The 17,000-nt window shown below is 29.3% G+C and carries 13 protein-coding genes, 2 tRNA genes and 1 pseudogene; 10 read left to right on the forward strand and 6 right to left on the reverse strand.

Features of this window, described 5'->3' with window-relative positions:
- Positions 1 to 156: 156 nt before the first annotated feature.
- Together FZC36_RS02305 and trmB are read right to left on the reverse strand one after the other, a co-directional pair.
- Positions 157 to 978, reverse strand: coding sequence for a tRNA (adenosine(37)-N6)-dimethylallyltransferase (locus FZC36_RS02305; RefSeq protein WP_148972367.1), 822 nt, complete (start codon positions 976 to 978; stop codon positions 157 to 159).
- Between the two features lie 109 nt (positions 979 to 1,087).
- Entirely contained in the window at positions 1,088 to 1,894 is an 807-nt protein-coding gene (trmB, locus tag FZC36_RS02310; RefSeq protein ID WP_148972368.1) for a tRNA (guanine(46)-N(7))-methyltransferase TrmB, read from the reverse strand.
- Positions 1,895 to 1,943: 49 nt separating this feature from the next.
- Between trmB and FZC36_RS02315 the strand changes: the two genes are divergently transcribed.
- The 5 genes from FZC36_RS02315 (at position 1,944) to thyX (ending at position 7,576) form a co-directional block, all read left to right on the forward strand.
- Positions 1,944 to 2,016, forward strand: a tRNA-Ile gene (locus FZC36_RS02315).
- Between the two features lie 68 nt (positions 2,017 to 2,084).
- Positions 2,085 to 3,440 (forward strand): Mur ligase family protein, encoded by a 1,356-nt coding sequence (locus tag FZC36_RS02320; RefSeq protein ID WP_148972369.1) that lies wholly within the window; start codon positions 2,085 to 2,087, stop codon positions 3,438 to 3,440.
- 187 nt (positions 3,441 to 3,627) lie between these two features.
- Positions 3,628 to 4,749: a phospho-N-acetylmuramoyl-pentapeptide-transferase gene (locus FZC36_RS02325; protein ID WP_148972370.1), complete on the forward strand. Its 1,122-nt coding sequence runs from the start codon at positions 3,628 to 3,630 to the stop codon at positions 4,747 to 4,749.
- Positions 4,750 to 4,857: 108 nt separating this feature from the next.
- A complete protein-coding gene (locus tag FZC36_RS02330) occupies positions 4,858 to 6,579 on the forward strand; it encodes a Mur ligase family protein (protein ID WP_148972371.1) in 1,722 nt (573 codons plus the stop codon).
- Between the two features lie 142 nt (positions 6,580 to 6,721).
- The gene (thyX, locus tag FZC36_RS02335) at positions 6,722 to 7,576 is read left to right on the forward strand and encodes an FAD-dependent thymidylate synthase (RefSeq protein ID WP_222912610.1); all 855 of its coding nucleotides are present in this window, start codon (positions 6,722 to 6,724) and stop codon (positions 7,574 to 7,576) included.
- A gap of 307 nt (positions 7,577 to 7,883) precedes the next feature.
- On the opposite strand, the gene FZC36_RS02340 is transcribed toward thyX, so the two are convergent.
- Together FZC36_RS02340 and FZC36_RS02345 are read right to left on the reverse strand one after the other, a co-directional pair.
- Positions 7,884 to 9,131, reverse strand: a complete 1,248-nt coding sequence (locus tag FZC36_RS02340; RefSeq protein ID WP_187440099.1) for an MFS transporter — start codon at positions 9,129 to 9,131, stop codon at positions 7,884 to 7,886.
- 70 nt (positions 9,132 to 9,201) lie between these two features.
- Positions 9,202 to 9,756 carry a guanylate kinase gene (locus FZC36_RS02345; RefSeq protein WP_148972373.1) on the reverse strand — a complete coding sequence of 185 codons (555 nt, stop codon included), beginning with the start codon at positions 9,754 to 9,756 and terminating at the stop codon, positions 9,202 to 9,204.
- Positions 9,757 to 9,897: 141 nt separating this feature from the next.
- On the opposite strand from FZC36_RS02345, the gene FZC36_RS02350 reads away from it, so the two are divergent.
- Both FZC36_RS02350 and FZC36_RS02355 read left to right on the forward strand, forming a co-directional pair.
- A tRNA-His gene (locus FZC36_RS02350) sits at positions 9,898 to 9,971 on the forward strand.
- A 199-nt stretch (positions 9,972 to 10,170) separates the two neighbouring features.
- Positions 10,171 to 10,737 (forward strand): 50S ribosomal protein L25, encoded by a 567-nt coding sequence (locus tag FZC36_RS02355; RefSeq protein ID WP_148972374.1) that lies wholly within the window; start codon positions 10,171 to 10,173, stop codon positions 10,735 to 10,737.
- A gap of 168 nt (positions 10,738 to 10,905) precedes the next feature.
- On the opposite strand, the gene pth is transcribed toward FZC36_RS02355, so the two are convergent.
- Both pth and secA read right to left on the reverse strand, forming a co-directional pair.
- Entirely contained in the window at positions 10,906 to 11,565 is a 660-nt protein-coding gene (pth, locus tag FZC36_RS02360; RefSeq protein ID WP_148972375.1) for an aminoacyl-tRNA hydrolase, read from the reverse strand.
- Positions 11,566 to 11,761: 196 nt separating this feature from the next.
- A pseudogene (gene secA, locus FZC36_RS02365) lies at positions 11,762 to 14,209 on the reverse strand (preprotein translocase subunit SecA); the annotation flags it as partial.
- 355 nt (positions 14,210 to 14,564) lie between these two features.
- Here secA and FZC36_RS02370 point away from each other — a divergent pair.
- From FZC36_RS02370 to rpmB, 3 genes are all read left to right on the forward strand, one after another.
- Positions 14,565 to 15,734, forward strand: coding sequence for a cation:proton antiporter domain-containing protein (locus FZC36_RS02370; protein ID WP_148972377.1), 1,170 nt, complete (start codon positions 14,565 to 14,567; stop codon positions 15,732 to 15,734).
- A 10-nt stretch (positions 15,735 to 15,744) separates the two neighbouring features.
- Positions 15,745 to 16,245, forward strand: a complete 501-nt coding sequence (locus FZC36_RS02375; RefSeq protein WP_148972378.1) for a DNA polymerase III subunit chi — start codon at positions 15,745 to 15,747, stop codon at positions 16,243 to 16,245.
- Positions 16,246 to 16,421: 176 nt separating this feature from the next.
- Positions 16,422 to 16,733 carry a 50S ribosomal protein L28 gene (gene rpmB, locus FZC36_RS02730; protein WP_187440100.1) on the forward strand — a complete coding sequence of 104 codons (312 nt, stop codon included), beginning with the start codon at positions 16,422 to 16,424 and terminating at the stop codon, positions 16,731 to 16,733.
- Positions 16,734 to 17,000 lie beyond the last annotated feature (267 nt).

Genomic DNA, 17,000 nt, shown 5'->3' on the forward strand with positions numbered 1-17,000 from the left:
TACATAACACTAATTAAACTTTATTTATTCTCCTTGCTCTTGAAGCACTAACAATTAAACTTGAACAGTTATCTAATTGTTTTTAAGAAAAACTTCAAGCATAAAAAATAAAATTACTTACAAAGTGACTTATAAACTAAACAGCTTTATAAAATTTCATATAACTTCATCAAATGTCATTTGCCACCTGAACCAAGTTCTTTGTCTTTTTGCATACTGCATTGTCCTGACAAGCATTCTATCTTTCACTTCATCAAGTCCTATTTCTTTATTTAAGTAAGACCTTATCTCCCTAAAACCTATGATAGACTCTATGTGATGCGGCATATTTTCTTGTAATCTTTGTGCTTCTATAACTTCTTCAATTGCCCTTGGAAACATAAATTCTATTCTCTTTTTCGCTTTCTGTAATGTTTTTTCTTTATCAGATGAAATCATGATTTTGTAAAATTCTACATCATCAATTAATTTAGTTCTTTTCTGTTTATGCCACCATGAAATACTCTTACCAGTAGAGATCATTATGTTAAGATATCTTATCATTCTGAACCTATCACCAATAAAGAATTTGAAACTATCATCTAAAGAAATACATTTCGCATACAGATCTTCATTAGACATTGAGCTCAACAATGGATCATTTTCTATTTCAGGTATTGGTATAATCCCTTCTGTAAGTATTTTTAAATACAACCCAGTCCCTCCTACTATTACCGGCTGCTTATCTAAGTTTCCCAAAAGATTTTTAAGATCTCTAATCCACTTCATTACATTAATCTGCTCAGAATAATCGTAAGATCCATACATATAATGATCTTCGAGATTCTTTGGAATATCGGATAAAGTAGGAATTATATTATAGAATTGCTTGCTATCAGAATTAATTATTGCTTTTTTTTCTTTTATAAAATTTTCAGCATAAGCAGACTTGCCACTCGCAGTAGAACCAGCAATTATGTATACTTTTTTAAACTTCATAAATAAATCTTTCTAAATCAAAATTAAATCTCAGCATAATATCATAAAACATGACTGTGTAACACGAAAATTATCATTAACTCTAATTATGTCTAATGTAAATGTAAATTTATCTTGTATATTCAATGACATATGCACTCCTACCATTAGAAAATGCTTTTCTAGCATATGTAGTTTTGTACTCAAATTCAGAAATATTTTTACACTCATATCTAGCCAAAGAACCACCTGTGAAATCTATATCACATAACATTCTATACATTCCATCAGCAATTTCTTTTATATCAGATGCAAAAATAAACTTACCTCCAGTTTTTAAGGATCTAAACAAAAGCAAATCCAAGTTAGGCAAATTGTAACACCTTCTTTTACTGTGCTTAAACTTAGGCCATGGATCTGGAAAAAGCATAAAAATTTTATCAACAGAAGCATTTGGAACTTTTCGTAATATATCTTGATAAAAAGCAAGGAATAGCCTTGTTCTTTCTGAAGCTTTTCTAGCTTCTACTTCACCTAAAATTGAATTTATTTTCTCTACTGCCCCATAAATCCCAGGCTTAAATATCTCACAACCTAAAATAAGTGCGTCAGAATTCTTTAAATGATGCATCAAGCTGTCACCAGATCCGAAACCTAAATCCAAAAACAGCTCAGATCTTTTCTCCAAATCTTTATAGAAATTTATGCCTTCTAGCATGTGCTCTGATCTGTTTATAGTATTTGTAGCACTTAATATGTCTAAAACATTTGCAGAGTCCTCAACACAAATTCTTTCATTATCAAATTCATTACAAACATCTTCGAAATCAAAATAATCTCTGATATATTTATTGTCACTATATATAGGTATAGTAACCTGATTTACCTGATTAATTGCTTTTTTTAATTTTCTACTTCTTCCAACAGACCAATTCATATTTTTAGTATTTTCTTTTTTGCAATTATAGCATAATATTTATTTTGTTGGGCCTGTAGTTCAGCGGTTAGAACGCATCGCTTATAACGGTGTTGTCACAGGTTCGATTCCTGTCAGGCCCATTTATTAAACTTACTAAATTAAACATGCACTAAACAAAACTTCATTATCATGATATTCAATAAAAGAAGTGATATTTAGCAAAGAGATTTTTTTCAAGACATTTGGATTTTATCCATCTAAACAGTTTTCTGGAATAGAAATAGATAGCAGGAAAGTTAAACCTGGGAATATATTTTTCTGCATAAAAGGAAAAATAAATGATGGACATGATTTTGCTAAAGAAGCATTAGAAAAAGGAGCTTCTTATATTGTTGTTTCAAAGCCTATATCTATTGCATTTCCTGCTCCTGAATCTATTCAAGACACTCATACTAAGCTTAGCCCACACAATGCCAGTTTTAATCATGGCTTGGTTTATAAGACAGAATTAATAAAAGAAAATCAAATACTAACAAAAGATACAGAAGAAGTTCTGACTAGATTATTAATAAACTTAAGAAACTCAATTAAATCTACTATACTAGCAATAACTGGAAGCTGTGGAAAAACATCAACGAAAGAGAAAATATTGTGTGCATTCAAAGAAAAAGACATACTAGGCACTCCAGGAAATTATAACACTATACTTGGACTAGCAATATTTCTGTCTAGTATAGAAAAAGAACCTGAATACTTAGCACTTGAGCTTGGAATTAATAAACCAAACGAAATGGATGAAATATCTGCGATAATAAAACCACACTACAGTATAATAACATCCATAGGTCCAGCTCATATTGGTAATTTCAAGAATGTAAACCACATAAGATCAGAAAAGCTCAAAATAGCAAAACATACACAAAAAATAACATTTGTACCAAAAGATACAAATAAAGCTATTATAGAGACTTTAAATTGCTCTGTAATTAAGGAAGAAGACCTGAAAAGCAAAACCCTAGATTCTTTAGCAGATCAAGACTTTACCCACAATGCGATATTAAAGATATCAGATGAAGAAAAGCTAAAACATGCAAGAAAAAATATCAAAAGTTATTCAACACCAAAAGGAAGAAATAATTTAGTAAAAATAAAATTCGATGACAAAGAAATCACTCTAATAGATGGAAGTTATAACTGCAATCCAATGTCATTACAATTTTCCCTATCAAAACTTGAAAGCTTTTCTATATATAACTGTAAAAAAGAAAATATAAGAAAAATAGCAATAATAGGAGAAATGAAAGAGCTAGGAAAGCATACTCAGAAATATCATGAATTAGATTTAAATTTCAAAGGATTATTAATACTTTTAGAAGAAACACCAAATCTTTGGAAAACTAAAAAAGGAATGATTTTTAAAGATTGGGTACAAATATGCCATTTCTTAAAACAAAACATACAAGACAAAGATGTGATTCTTGCAAAAGGAAGCAACTCGACTGATATAAAAAAAATAACTCAATGGATAGAAGATTTGCAGAAAAGTAAATATTCCATAAAATAAACACTCCATAAGAAAAAATACTCTACAAATACTCTACAACTTACAATTCAAATCAATAATTCAGAACAAGTTTATATGCACTAAAACAATTTAATTGTAAGATATAAATATAATTTTTTCTGTTTGGCACACTATAGCTATGCAATGATAGTTTTATGTCTAATTTTATAGAAAGAGGGCAGTAATTATGTTTTTATACTCCAGTTTTATTATAGAACTAACCAATGAAATCACAAAGGCAGCAAAAAGACTAATGCCATTTAAAGTATCAGCAGATTCTGCTATGAATTTCTTTATATCATTCTCAATATACTTAATTCCTATTATATTTTCTTACCTATTAACCAGATATTCTATTTCTGCATTCCTGTCAAACAAGAGTAATAATGCAAAATTTTCGCAACCAATATCTAAATTCATAGAAGCTCACAACAAGAAGAATGTACCAATTTTTGGCGGTGTGTTTATGCTCATATCATTACTTATCTCTACTTTACTAATAATTATAATGAAAAATTTATTGCATACATTTTGCCCATCTTTTTTTATAATCTTTAGAAAGTTAACAATATTTTCTATGCAATCTCTTTTTCCTGTATGTCTAGCAGTATCCTTTGCAGCAATAGGATTTATAGATGATTTACAAAAAGTAAAATATAGAAAAAATTCTGCAATGAGCGCCAAAACAAAATTTTTATTACAAATAATTACTGCTTCTATTTGTGTGATTCTATTTAGAAAAGTAAATCCTTTATCAAATCTGTCATATATAGATAAAATTTCTACTACAAGCAGCAGTGACTTGAATTTTCTAAGCTTAGCATGGCAAGTATTTGTAATAGTAGGAACAGCAAATGCTGTAAACTTAACTGATGGAATTGATGGATTGGCTGGGAATGTTTCTAAGATATGTATTATATTGCTAGGATTTATATCTAATAAAAATGCATATCTATGTTTTTGTATGGTAAGCATAATTAATGCTTTTTTGAGATTCAATAACAATCCAGCAAAAATTTTCATGGGAGATACTGGATCTTTGCTATTAGGCTCGTTCATGTCTGGAGTGGCTCTAGAATCTGGTGTCGAATGGACATTTGCTATTTCAGGAGGAGTATTTATTATGGAGACATTATCTGTGATTTTACAAATAGCTTCAGTCAAATTGTTCAAAAAAAGAATTTTCCCAATAACTCCTATACATCACTACTTCGAAAAACATTATACAGAAAAAGAAATTGTATATTATGCCAAGAAAATCACTTTATTTCTTTCTTTCATTGCATTAATGATTTCTTTATTGAATTAGCCTTTTAAATACTTACACACATTATTAAATTAGTTATATTTGGATAAATACTGACAAAATATTTATTAGCATATATAGACTACAAAAATTTAAGTATAATCGCAGTATATGAGTGGTTATTTAATCCTTGGGCTGGGCATTTCTAACTTAGGAGCTGTAAAGCTTCTTACAAAGCTACAAAAGAAAATATTTATCTGGGATGACAATTTGGAATTAACTAAGCTTGTACACAAAAAATATCCAGGAACCATAGTGTTCGATGATTCCTATGAACCTGAAATTAAATTTGTAGTTCTTAGTCCTGGTATTAAAAGCCATAAATTTCTGTATGATTCAAAGATAAAACTAAATGAAGTGGATTTATTATTTAAGTTTAACAAAATCAGACAGGCTATAGGATGTACAGGAAGCTTTAACAAAACTACTAGTGTTCTCAATATATCCCAAATCATGAATTTACATTATGAGAAATTATATATCTCTGAAAAAGAAAAACGTAAAGATACAAAGCTAAAAGAAACCTCAGAAAAGAAAAACAATCCAGACAAAATTATACATTGTGGAAACATAGGCATTTCCTGTTCTTCAATAGAATCAGATAATGTGATTGTAGAACTTTCTTCTTATCAGCTTGAAACTATAAAAAATGCTCATTTTGACTTAGGAATAATCACAAATATAAAACCACATCATTTTGACAGATATGATAATTTGAAAGACTATAGAAATGCTAAATTCAATTTAATGAATATGAGCAAAAAGGTGCTTTTAGATTATGAACTACTAAGTGATGCAAAGCAATTTCTAAAGCCAAACCTAACGCAAGATTTACACTCAAACGTAAAACTATCTAAATTATCTAAACACTATGAATCAAATAAGCCTATGAATCAAAATGAAAGCACAAATTCAAAAGAAATGTTACACAAAGTCCCAGAAATACTTACCATGTCTTGCTCAGAAACAGATGCAGATTTCTGTTTTAAAATGGGGAAAATATATGAAAATGGACAGGAAGTTCTTCAAATAAACTCTAGCAATGATTCTAATGAAATCAATGCTGATATAAATACAAACAAAAATGTAAATTATACCAGTGAATCTACTAATATAACCGATATAAATCTATGCACATATGCTGCATGTAGGATTCTAGGATTAAGTCCTAACTTTATACTGGATAGCTTTGCAAAGTTAAATCCTTTAGAGCACAGAAGAGAGAAATTAGCACACAAAAGTAAATTTATTGGAGAAATAATAAATGATAGTAAAAGCACCAACTTAATATGCTCAAGGCACATTATAAAAGGGTACACAAATATTATCTGGATAGCTGGAGGGAAGCTCACAAGAGATTTAAAATCACTTCACCAAAACCAATTAAGTATAAATCAACTAAGCGCAGATTTGCATGGTACAGATTCACGAAAACATAAAGAAAAGGCAGAATTTTCAGAGGGGATCTTAAGCAATACTGAGACAGAGCAAGCTGGATTTTCTATAGAAACTTTTCCTTTTAAAAACATAAAAAAAGCATACTTCTTCGGTGAAAATTCTTCACTAATGCATGAAATTTTTAAAAACGAAATAAACTGCGAAATCAAAAAAGATCTGAATGAGATTTTTACAAATATAAAAGAAATAGTTGAAAATCAGAAAATTGCAAAACAGCAAAATTGTGAGAATTCAAAAATAAACATAAAAAAAGAAAAACAAACTAGCTTAGATAAAATAAATATAATTTTTTCTCCAGGCGCACCATCTCAGGATATGTACAAAAATTTCGAACAAAGAGGCAGACATTTCAAAGATATATTTAGTGGATTTTAGAAAATAGTAATATGAAGCTAACAGTAAATTTCATCCCTACCCTAACTATAAAAAAAACTTTACACAAATAATTTTCTCAAATTTTAATAATTTATCATAAATTCTGTTTTTTTTGACACATAATAATGATTTAATATATTTGATGAGTGATATTATGGAAAACACAACTAAAAGAGCTATGTCTCATGAATTGGAAAAAATACTATTTGAAGAAATAAAAGTATTGGATCAAGGTTTTGTGAGGGTTATAGATTATATGGGAAATGACTCTTCTATAGTTCAAGCTGCGAGAATATCTTATGGAAAAGGAACAAAAACACAGAGTTCAGATGCTGGGTTAATAAATTATCTTTTTAAAAATGCACATACATCTGTTTTCGAAATGTGTGAGATAAAACTACATATAAAAGCACCTATCTTCGTTGCTAGACAATGGTTGAGACATAGAACTGCTAATGTAAATGAATATTCTGCTAGGTATTCAGAAATGGAAGATAGCTTTTACTTGCCTAATAAAGAAGATATCAAAGGACAAGATAAGACAAACAAGCAAGCAAGAGGCTTAGAGTTAGAAGACAGCATCAAGCAAGAATCACAAGATATGATTCATAATCTAAATACAGAATCTTATAAAGCGTATTTGTCTCTACTGGAAAAAGGAGTAGCAAGAGAATTAGCAAGAGGAATTTTACCAACCAACATATACACACAATTTTACTGGAAAATAGATCTAAACAATCTGCTTAGATTTGTAATGTTACGCAGCTCTAACCACTCTCAGCAAGAAATAAAAGCATATTCAGATACTATCAAACATATATTAAAGCTCTGGACCCCTATGGTTTACAATGCGTTTACAAATTTCAATCAAATGTCTTTGTCTGCAAATGCAATTGAAGTGATTAAAAAAGCAATAAAAGGAGAGAAAGTAAGCAGAGAAGGAACTTCTATAGGAAAAAGTGAATGGAAGTCTTTAGAAGAAGCGTTTGGAATTTAAATTACATATACAAAATTACATTACACAAAACGTTAGATAAATATATTTTCATTAGCACGCTAGCATATGTATAAATATTTTAATTTGTAATTACAACCTTAATTACAACCCAATATTACCAAAAACACTTATATTCAGATTATTATAAATATCAATCTGATCCAAAAAAGATTAATAACTTAAACTTTTAAACTCAAATTTATTTGTAGATTCATGATTTCTGCATTAATTCAACACAAAATCAAAAACATCAAAGCTAAAGTGTTTATACCAAAGCTAAAATATTTAAAACATACAAAATAACTGATTAAGTTTTAGATTTTTTGACAACCAAGTTTTTAGGGAGAGCCTTTAAGAATAACAAGACTGGCAAACTAATTAAAGCTGCTAATATGAAAAAGTAATTCCATCCTAAGTATTCGGCAGCATACCCTGAACATGATCCAATTAAAGCTGATCCAAATGACTCAGATAGACTTAACAAAGCCAATTGAGAAGATGCATATTTCTTCGAACACAAGCTTGTTTGATAAACATAAAACGTATTGCTAGCAAATCCCCTGATTGTCTTTTCTATTAATATAGCACCTACAATTAGATATTGAGATTGCAAGAAATTATTTAACAAAAGAAGAGGCAAACAACTTAACGAATGCAAAATTGCACTGATAAAAAAATTGTATTTATAACTATATTTATTTAGATAGTAATTACTTGCTAAGGACCCAGCAATTGCTGTAAATCCTCCTATAATTTTAGAAGCGCTAAACAAGTATTTCATATGTTGAGCTGAGATTGTTCCTCTTAAAGATTCTCCTAACTCTACGAAATAACAGTAAAATACGGGAGATATTAATTTATCCTGCAATCTAAATAAAAACATAATCGCAATAACAGAAACAAGATACTGCTTATGCTTAGAAACAAAATCTCTATAGGGTTCTATAAACATTTCCTTAAAGCTGAAGTTAGACTCTTCTTCCTCTTTTTCTCTAGGTAACAGAAAAATTGTAAAAGAAGCAACAATCATAAACAAAGAGCTTATTCTATAAATCACGTTCCATGACACAAAATTTGAAATCAAAACATAAATATTTAACGCTAAGTACAAACCTGTTCTAAATCCAATATTACCTAGAGTAAGTATCTTTTTTATATTCTGATCATTACTCAATTTATAGAAATGAGCTCTCAATAGCGGATCCATAGTAGACATACAAAATACACTCAATAAAACTACACTTACAAATATATATTGATTCTGTAATGGGTTTCTAAAGCTAAGTATAAAAAATCCTATAGAAGGAATAATCATCATTAAGAAAATCCAACTAGATCTTATATCTAGAATCTTATTTAAAAATGGAACTTTAATTCTCTCAAAAAAAGGCACCCAGAGGATTTTGCTAGCATGAATAAAATAAGATATGCTAAGCAACCCCAACGCCTTCTTACTGACCTTCAAATCTGCAAGCCAATATCCTAAAGTATGACCGGGCAAAGTATATACCATTGCACTAACCATTGCTAAACTAAAAACAGAAAAATTATACAAAACCAAACTCCTTTCTGTACAAAAAACATAAATATCTTCTATATCTGATTTTTACTGATACGATTGTAAACTATATTAATCCAAATTTACTATGTATACATAATATATCTTCTAGTGATTTTTCAATAGCCTGATCTGTAGAAACAACATAATCACATTTACTCATGTTTTCCATTTCAGAATCAAAAGAAGTCATTCTTTTTTTCAAATTATCCTTACAAACAGATCCATCTCTATCATTTATCCTGCATTCAATCTCATTTTTACTTGGAGGGTTTAAGAAAACAGAAATAACTTTTTTGTTAGTACTTTCTTTTAGATTCTCAACCCCTTTGTAGCTAGCTGCTAGAATTATAGGTTTATTTATATCTTCTACTTGAGATTTCTCTATTCCATACCAACAGCCAAAAATATTATCCCAATCTGCAAGCTTACCAAGCTCTTTTCTTTGCAAAAACTCATACTCAGATAGGAAAAAATAATCCACTCCATGCTTTTCTGAATCTCTCTTTGACCTAGTTGTGCATGTAATTGGCTTATAAAAACCAAAATCTACAAGCATACAGGATAAGGAAGTTTTTCCAGAACCTGATGGACCAACTAGAACTATCACTAAATTAGACACAGAGAGATACTAACACAAAACTATTTTTTATCTAAATCAACTTAATATTAAAAAAAATTACAACTTGAATGTGGTAAACCTCCTACAAATTTCGTTCTAGTTATTGATAATGAGTTTTATGTTATGTATTCTTAATTCATGGCGGGTATAGCTCAGTCGGTTAGAGCGCTAGGTTGTGGTTCTAGAGGTCGCCGGTTCGATTCCGGTTACTCGCCTGTTATTTTCATAATATTTGTATAGATTAACTAAAAGAAGTTTTGGAATACCTCCTTAATTTAATATTTTATTACAATTAATCTTCCTTATGATAATTTATTCGGATTAATATTAAAAAAATTAATTGAAAAAATAAGCTAAAATACAAATATTGTAATTCTTGAATTATTCTCATATTCGATGTAATCTTTTACTTATATGATAAAACTTCAAGCTAGGCAAAATTTCGGAACTTTGGAAGCACAAAACATTAGGAAATTGGGCTATGTTCCTGTCTCAATACATTCAAATGGAAAATCCGTACATGGATCTATAAGTTTTAAAGAAGTTTCACAGTTATTCTCTGAAGAAAACTTTATGATTAAAAAACTAGATCTAGAGTTAGATGGGAATAAATACAAAACAATAATAAACAAAGTTGAGTTCCATCCAATCCATCTAAGGCCAATCAGCATAGATTTCCTAGATCTAAATCCATCTAGATTAGCAAATATAAATGTTCCAGTTTCATTTATAAACAAAGATAAGTCTCCAGGTATAAAATTGGGTGGTATTTTGAACCCCCTTGTCAGAAAAGTAGAAGTAAAAGTTTTAACATCTGAAATACCAAGTGCTATAGAAATAGACTTGACAGGAAAGAATTCAGGAGACTCTATAAAACTTAAAGATGTTTCAATTCCTGAGAATCTAAGAGTAATGAAATTAGAGCCTAACACCACATTAGCAACAATTATCGCTCCTTCTAAACCAAAAGAACAATCTTAATTTAACCCTTAAACTAAGTTCAACCTAAAAGATTTGTAATTGGTTTCTGAATACAAAAAAAATATAATACATACAGTAGATTCGAAAATAATTTTATCTAACATATTTACATTGCATTAAAATTTATATGGCATTAAATGTCATTAATAATTTAATTAATATCAGAGCTCAATCAAGCTTAATATTAGAATCAATCCATCTTTCTATCGCAATGTTCCACTTATCCATCTTAATTGCTTTAAGAACAAACTCTGCCACTCCATGACCAGGATGCCCTATTCCAACCTTAACTCTAGAATACTCACTCCCTATAGCAGAAGTGATGCTTTTTAAGCCCTTATGACCAGCTGTCCCACCTCCATGTTTAATTTTTATTTCATATTCATCTGTTTCTAGATCATCGTGAACAACCAAAACCTCCTCAGGCTTCACATTTTTATTTTTCATATAAGAAAGAACAGCAAGTCCAGAACTATTCATATATGTAGATGGTTTTATAAAATCTATATGATGTTTCTTTTGCACTTTTGGAAAATTATTCTGATCAGAGTTTTTTGTAAAATTATTTTTAATTGATTTAGGTTCACTTGATATACTATTCTTTTCTTGAGCTATATTTTCATGCACCTCATTGATAGTAATCTCTAAACTTGAAATAGAATAATTTCTATTACTCTTAAAATCACTAGAGTAAAATTTTTCCTTCATAACATCTAGAAAAACGAAACCTAAGTTATGCCTTGTGCTAGCATATTCTTTTCCTATGTTCCCTAGCCCAACTAAACATTTATAGTCTTTCAGATTTATAATTTCATTTAATTTTAACATCTATACCACCTAATACTATTCAATCTTTATATCATTAATTAATACTATTTATGAATACATTGAACTTATAAACACATCAAAGTTATAGAGAAATTATAAAAATCTCAAGAACTATTTATATAACTAGGGTTAATAACTATACAAAACAGGAAAGATTAGATTTCAAAAATTATGCAGAAAGTTCATGAAAGAATGCTTTTACAGAATCCAAGTAGAAATTACCTAGCATCTCTTCAAAAGCATGTATGCCTTCTTTTTTGTACTCTACCAAAGGATCTTTCTGACCATAAGCTCTGAGACCTATTCCTTGCTTTATATAATTCAGCTTCTCAACATGATCTATCCAATGTTCATCTAAAATAGTAAGTGCAATTATTTTACTCATTTTCAAAATCTTTTCATCTTCAGAAATGTAATCTTCAAAGGACTTTTCTACTTTTGTAAAAATGTAATCCACCAGGAACTCTTCTGTAATTTCATTAGATTCTATCTCATCAAAGTTTATATCCAATTTAAAATGATCTTTAATTGCCTTAGATAAAGCACTTAAATCCTCATCTTTTAGCAGAAAATCATGAATCATTTTTTCTATAGAATTTTTTACTAAATCTAGCCAAATATTTTTAGAGTAATTTTTCAATAACTCCATCCTATATCTATATATGCTATCCATTTGCTCTTCCTGTACATCAGAATATTTCTTAACGTGCTGCCTTAGGTCAAAATTATGAGATTCTATATTTTTTTGAACTTTTGCTATAAGTCTAGTAACGATTCTACCTGTAATAGGTCCTTCAGATTTCATTCTTGAAGATAGAGTATTTACTTTACCAGCATAAATTCTTACCAGATCATCTTCTAAAGACAAAAAGAACTTAGATTTACCTGGATCCCCTTGTCTTCCAGCCCTTCCTCTAAGCTGATTATCTATTCTTCTGCTTTCGTGCCTCTCAGTACCTATAACAAAAAGACCTCCTGTATTTTTTACCTTCTCTTTTTCTTCTTTTATTTCTTGTATCGTCTGCTTTGTAATACTGTCTATCTCAGATTCGTTTTCTAAATCTTTTATCTTCTCTGAAACAATTATTTTAGCATTACCTCCAAGCATTATATCTGTACCCCTACCAGCCATATTAGTTACAACAGTTACACTTCCTAGCTTTCCAGCATCAGCTATTATTCTTGCTTCATTTGCATGATTCTTTGCATTTAAAACCTTATGAGCTATTTTCTCTTCTCTAAGTGCATTAGAAAAAATCATGGATTTCTCAACACTAGATGTACCTATTAAAACTGGTTGTTTCTTTTCACTGCATTTTTTCACCAAACTTATTACAGCTTTTATTTTTTCTGACAAAGTTGCATGTATTTCATCAGGGAGATCTGTTCTAGATATTGGCTTGTTTGTAGGTATTGAAACTATTTTCAGATCATATACTTTGTCAAATTCTTCTGCTTCAGTCATAGCAGTTCCTGTCATTCCTGATAACTTATTGTAGAGCCTAAAAAATCTCTGAAACGTTATGGAAGCTTGAGTTCTAGTTTCATCCTGGATTTTTACATTTTCTTTTGCCTCTAAAGCTTGATGCAACCCATCGCTATATCTACGACCAGACATGATTCTTCCTGTAAATTCATCAATTATAAATACTTGTCCATCTTTTACCATGTAATCTTTATCTTTTTTAAATAAGAAGTGAGCCTTCATAGATTGATTCAAATGATGTATCAAAGTAGCATTTCTACTTTCAAACATAGTATCCCCTGAATCTATTACTCCATCATCAGTAAGCATTTTTTCTATTTTCTTAACACCATCACTAGTAAGGTGACAAGTCCCATGCTTTTCATCTTTTTGATAATCGGACTCATTTAGATTTTTTGTCAAAGTATTAATCCATGCATACAAATCAGAAGAGTGGTTAGATGAGCCAGAAATTATTAATGGAGTTCTAGCTTCATCTATAAGTATATTATCTATCTCATCTACTATTGCACAATTCAAATCCCTTTGATAAATTTCTTCTTCTGACATTTTCATATTATTTTTCAAATAATCAAAAGCAAATTCGTTATTTGTTCCATAAGTAATATCACAATTGTAAGCTACTTTTCTTTCTTCATCTCTCATATTGTTGTGTATACATCCAACTGACATTCCTAAGAAATTAAACACCTTACCCATCCAAGTTGAATCTCTCTCAGCTAGATAGTCATTTACTGTAATTACATGTACACCTTTTCCAGCAAGAGCATTCAAATAAGCAGGAGCAACTGCAACAAGAGTTTTACCTTCACCTGTCTTCATTTCTGCAATCATGCCTTTGTGGAGAGCTATTCCTCCTAAAAGCTGAACGAAATATGGTCTTTCATTTAAAACTCTTTTAGAAGCTTCTCTAGAAACAGCAAAAGCTTCAACTAAAAGGCTATCTAAGCTCTCTCCATTTTCAAATCTGGATTTAAACTCTTGTGTTTTCAAAGCAAGCTCTTCATCACTTAAATCACTATAGTTTTTTTTATCTATTTCTTTAGCAATACTCTTAAGATTGTCTATTTCATTGGACCTGAACCAAAATACAATTCTATAAAGCACTCTAGAAACCCAATTAATTATTTTTTTTACAATTTTTACAAAAGAAAACATGTTATTTTGAAGATACTCCTTATAAAGATATGTTTCAAGGAGATAATAAAAAAGTAAATAATTTATTAAGATTACAAAATATTTTTATTTGCTTACTTTTATATGAAGCCAAATTTAAAAACTACTATCAAAATAATGAAATAACATTGCATATTCGCTTACTTTAATGGTAATATTGCCTCAAGTATTATTTAACATAATTGATTTCTCAAGTCAGTTTTCAGTTCTGTACAATCATTAATTTTAGTTATAAACAGAAATAACTAAATAATATTTTTATCTTTTTCCTAAAAGAAATTCTGTTAAAAATTCATCATTAAATACAAAAAAACAAATTGCTTTCTAATTATATCAAATGTACTATAAGAGCATGGGTTTTGTAGCTTTAGACAAAATATCTTTGATATTGACTTTTTGCGCTGTGATAGGGCTATTTCTTGCTGCATCTAACCAACCTCCAGTAATAGGATATATTTTGACAGGAATAGCATTAGGCCCTCACATGTTAAAACTAATAACCGAAACAGAGCCAATTAGGATTATTGGTGATTTCGGGATGATATTGATGTTATTTACAGTTGGATTAAAACTGGATGTATACGAATTTAAAAAAGTATGGAAAACATCATTAATATGTGTTTTTGTGCAGATACTATCCTCATTCCTTGCAGCTAAATTGTTAGGTTCACTTTTAGGTATGGATACTGGAATGACAGCTCTTTTTACATGTTTCTTTGCATTAAGCAGCACAGCAGTAGCAGTAAAATTACTAGAAAATAAAAATGAAGTTAATAACCAAGTAGGATCTTTAGTGATTAGCATATTAATTGCCCAGGATTTAGCATTAGCTCCAATGATAATTACTCTTAAAAGCATAATCTTCAAGAGCTCAATTTATGTCCTATTTTCTAAACTATTCTTTTCATTGTTCATAATGATTGTATGCGTAATATTTGTATCAAGATCGAATTTAAAGTTCTTAAACAAATTCTTTAACTCTGCATTTTTAAAAAATCCAGAAATAAATGCACTAGCAACTATTGCAATATGCTTTGGATTCGCTCAGGTATCTGAGCTGGTAGGGTTATCTGGTGTTTATGGAGCATTCATATGTGGGTTTATATTAGGAAATTTAGGACCAAAGAATGCCCTTCTGTCCTTTTCCATGCCATTAAGTGGAATCCTTATGATGTCATTTTTTGTATATATAGGGACCTTATTTGACACAGTATTTATAGCTAAGAATATATTCAACATACTTGCAGTAGTGATCTTCATAACTTTATTTAAAATACTAATAAATTACGTAGTATTAATAAATCTGAAATGGAGAAGAATACATTCCATGCTTGCATCTGCGCTACTATCCCAGGTAAGTGAATTCTCATTTGTGTTACTAAGCCTTTATTCTACTAGCGAAAATTTCATATGCTTAAAAAACTGGATAGTTTCTGTAACTGTAGTATCTTTGTCTGTTGGATCAATAATCGTAATTATGATACAAGATTTCTTAGAAAGGTCTTAATAGTAGCATTATGAAAATAACATCCTATTACACTGAAAACGAAAATGATGTCAAATATATTTTCTCATTAATGCATAAATTATATAAACTAGGAAAAAGAATTTACCTAAAAACTAACAATGTTGTAGAACAAGAGGTTCTCAGCGAGCTGTTTTGGAAGTTCAGGACATTTCTTCCTCATGGAACAACAGAAGATCAATATCAGGAATTACAGCCAGTTTTGGTGTCAGGAATGGAATTCGAAGATTACATAGCAGAGAAACCTAAAGCAGCAGAATCTAATAAAGATTGCAATCAAGAGCATCAAGCATTTTCTACATTGATTATTTATAGGCACCCAAATCAATACACAGAATCTATGATCAATAAAGTATCAGGGAAAGATATAAGTGGAAGTCTATCTGAAGTGATTTTTTGGAACCCAGATCAGCACAAAAACAGGATGATGCTAGTAGGTAAAGTCTGGATACAACAAGGAATAAACTGGGTAGAGCTAAAGAAAGCAGACTAAAAATATGAAAGATATAACTTTATTAAAAAGCTTAGCTTTAAATTAGAAAACAAAATATAACTATAATTAAAAAAATTCTTCAAAAAATGGAAATTTTTCTTTAAAAAATGGAAATTTTTCTTTAAAAAATGGAAATTTTATTGACTTATTTCAATTTAAGAAGCATCATATCTTTTATGAGTTATTGTGCAATTTTAGGAAAGAAAAAAATGCGTGGAAATAATGTTAGTCACGCTAACAACAAAACAAAAAGAGATTTTCTAGGAAACATCCATGTATTAACTACAAAAAATCCTCTAATAGGAAAATTCAGATTAAAAGTGTCTGCCCATGGAATGAGAACCATTGAGAAAAAAGGTGGAATAATTAATTTTCTAATCACATCAAAAAAAAGGAATCTAACTGAAGAATGCCAAAGATACAAAAAGAGAATTATAAAATCAATGGAAAAAGCTGAACAAAAAGCTTCCGCAAGCACATCAAGCTAAAACAGCACAAACAATAAACATATAATAGGTATAAGCTTATGCGCTTAAATTTATATTCATATCTAATATCTATTCACACTTATTTAAATACATATATAAAATAAATTGAAATTATTATTTATTTGAATTAGGTTTATGAATAAATGTAATTTTATATATTTCTTTTTACAAACTAGAAACAAGTGATCAATCTACTTATATTTAAATCAATCGATTTATATTTAACTACATTTATATATGCTTGTAATTAAATTTTATTATTTATTT

It is taken from the genome of Candidatus Nesciobacter abundans (assembly GCF_008189525.1).
GTDB classification, from domain to species: domain Bacteria; phylum Pseudomonadota; class Alphaproteobacteria; order CAJXXZ01; family 1604HC; genus Nesciobacter; species Nesciobacter abundans.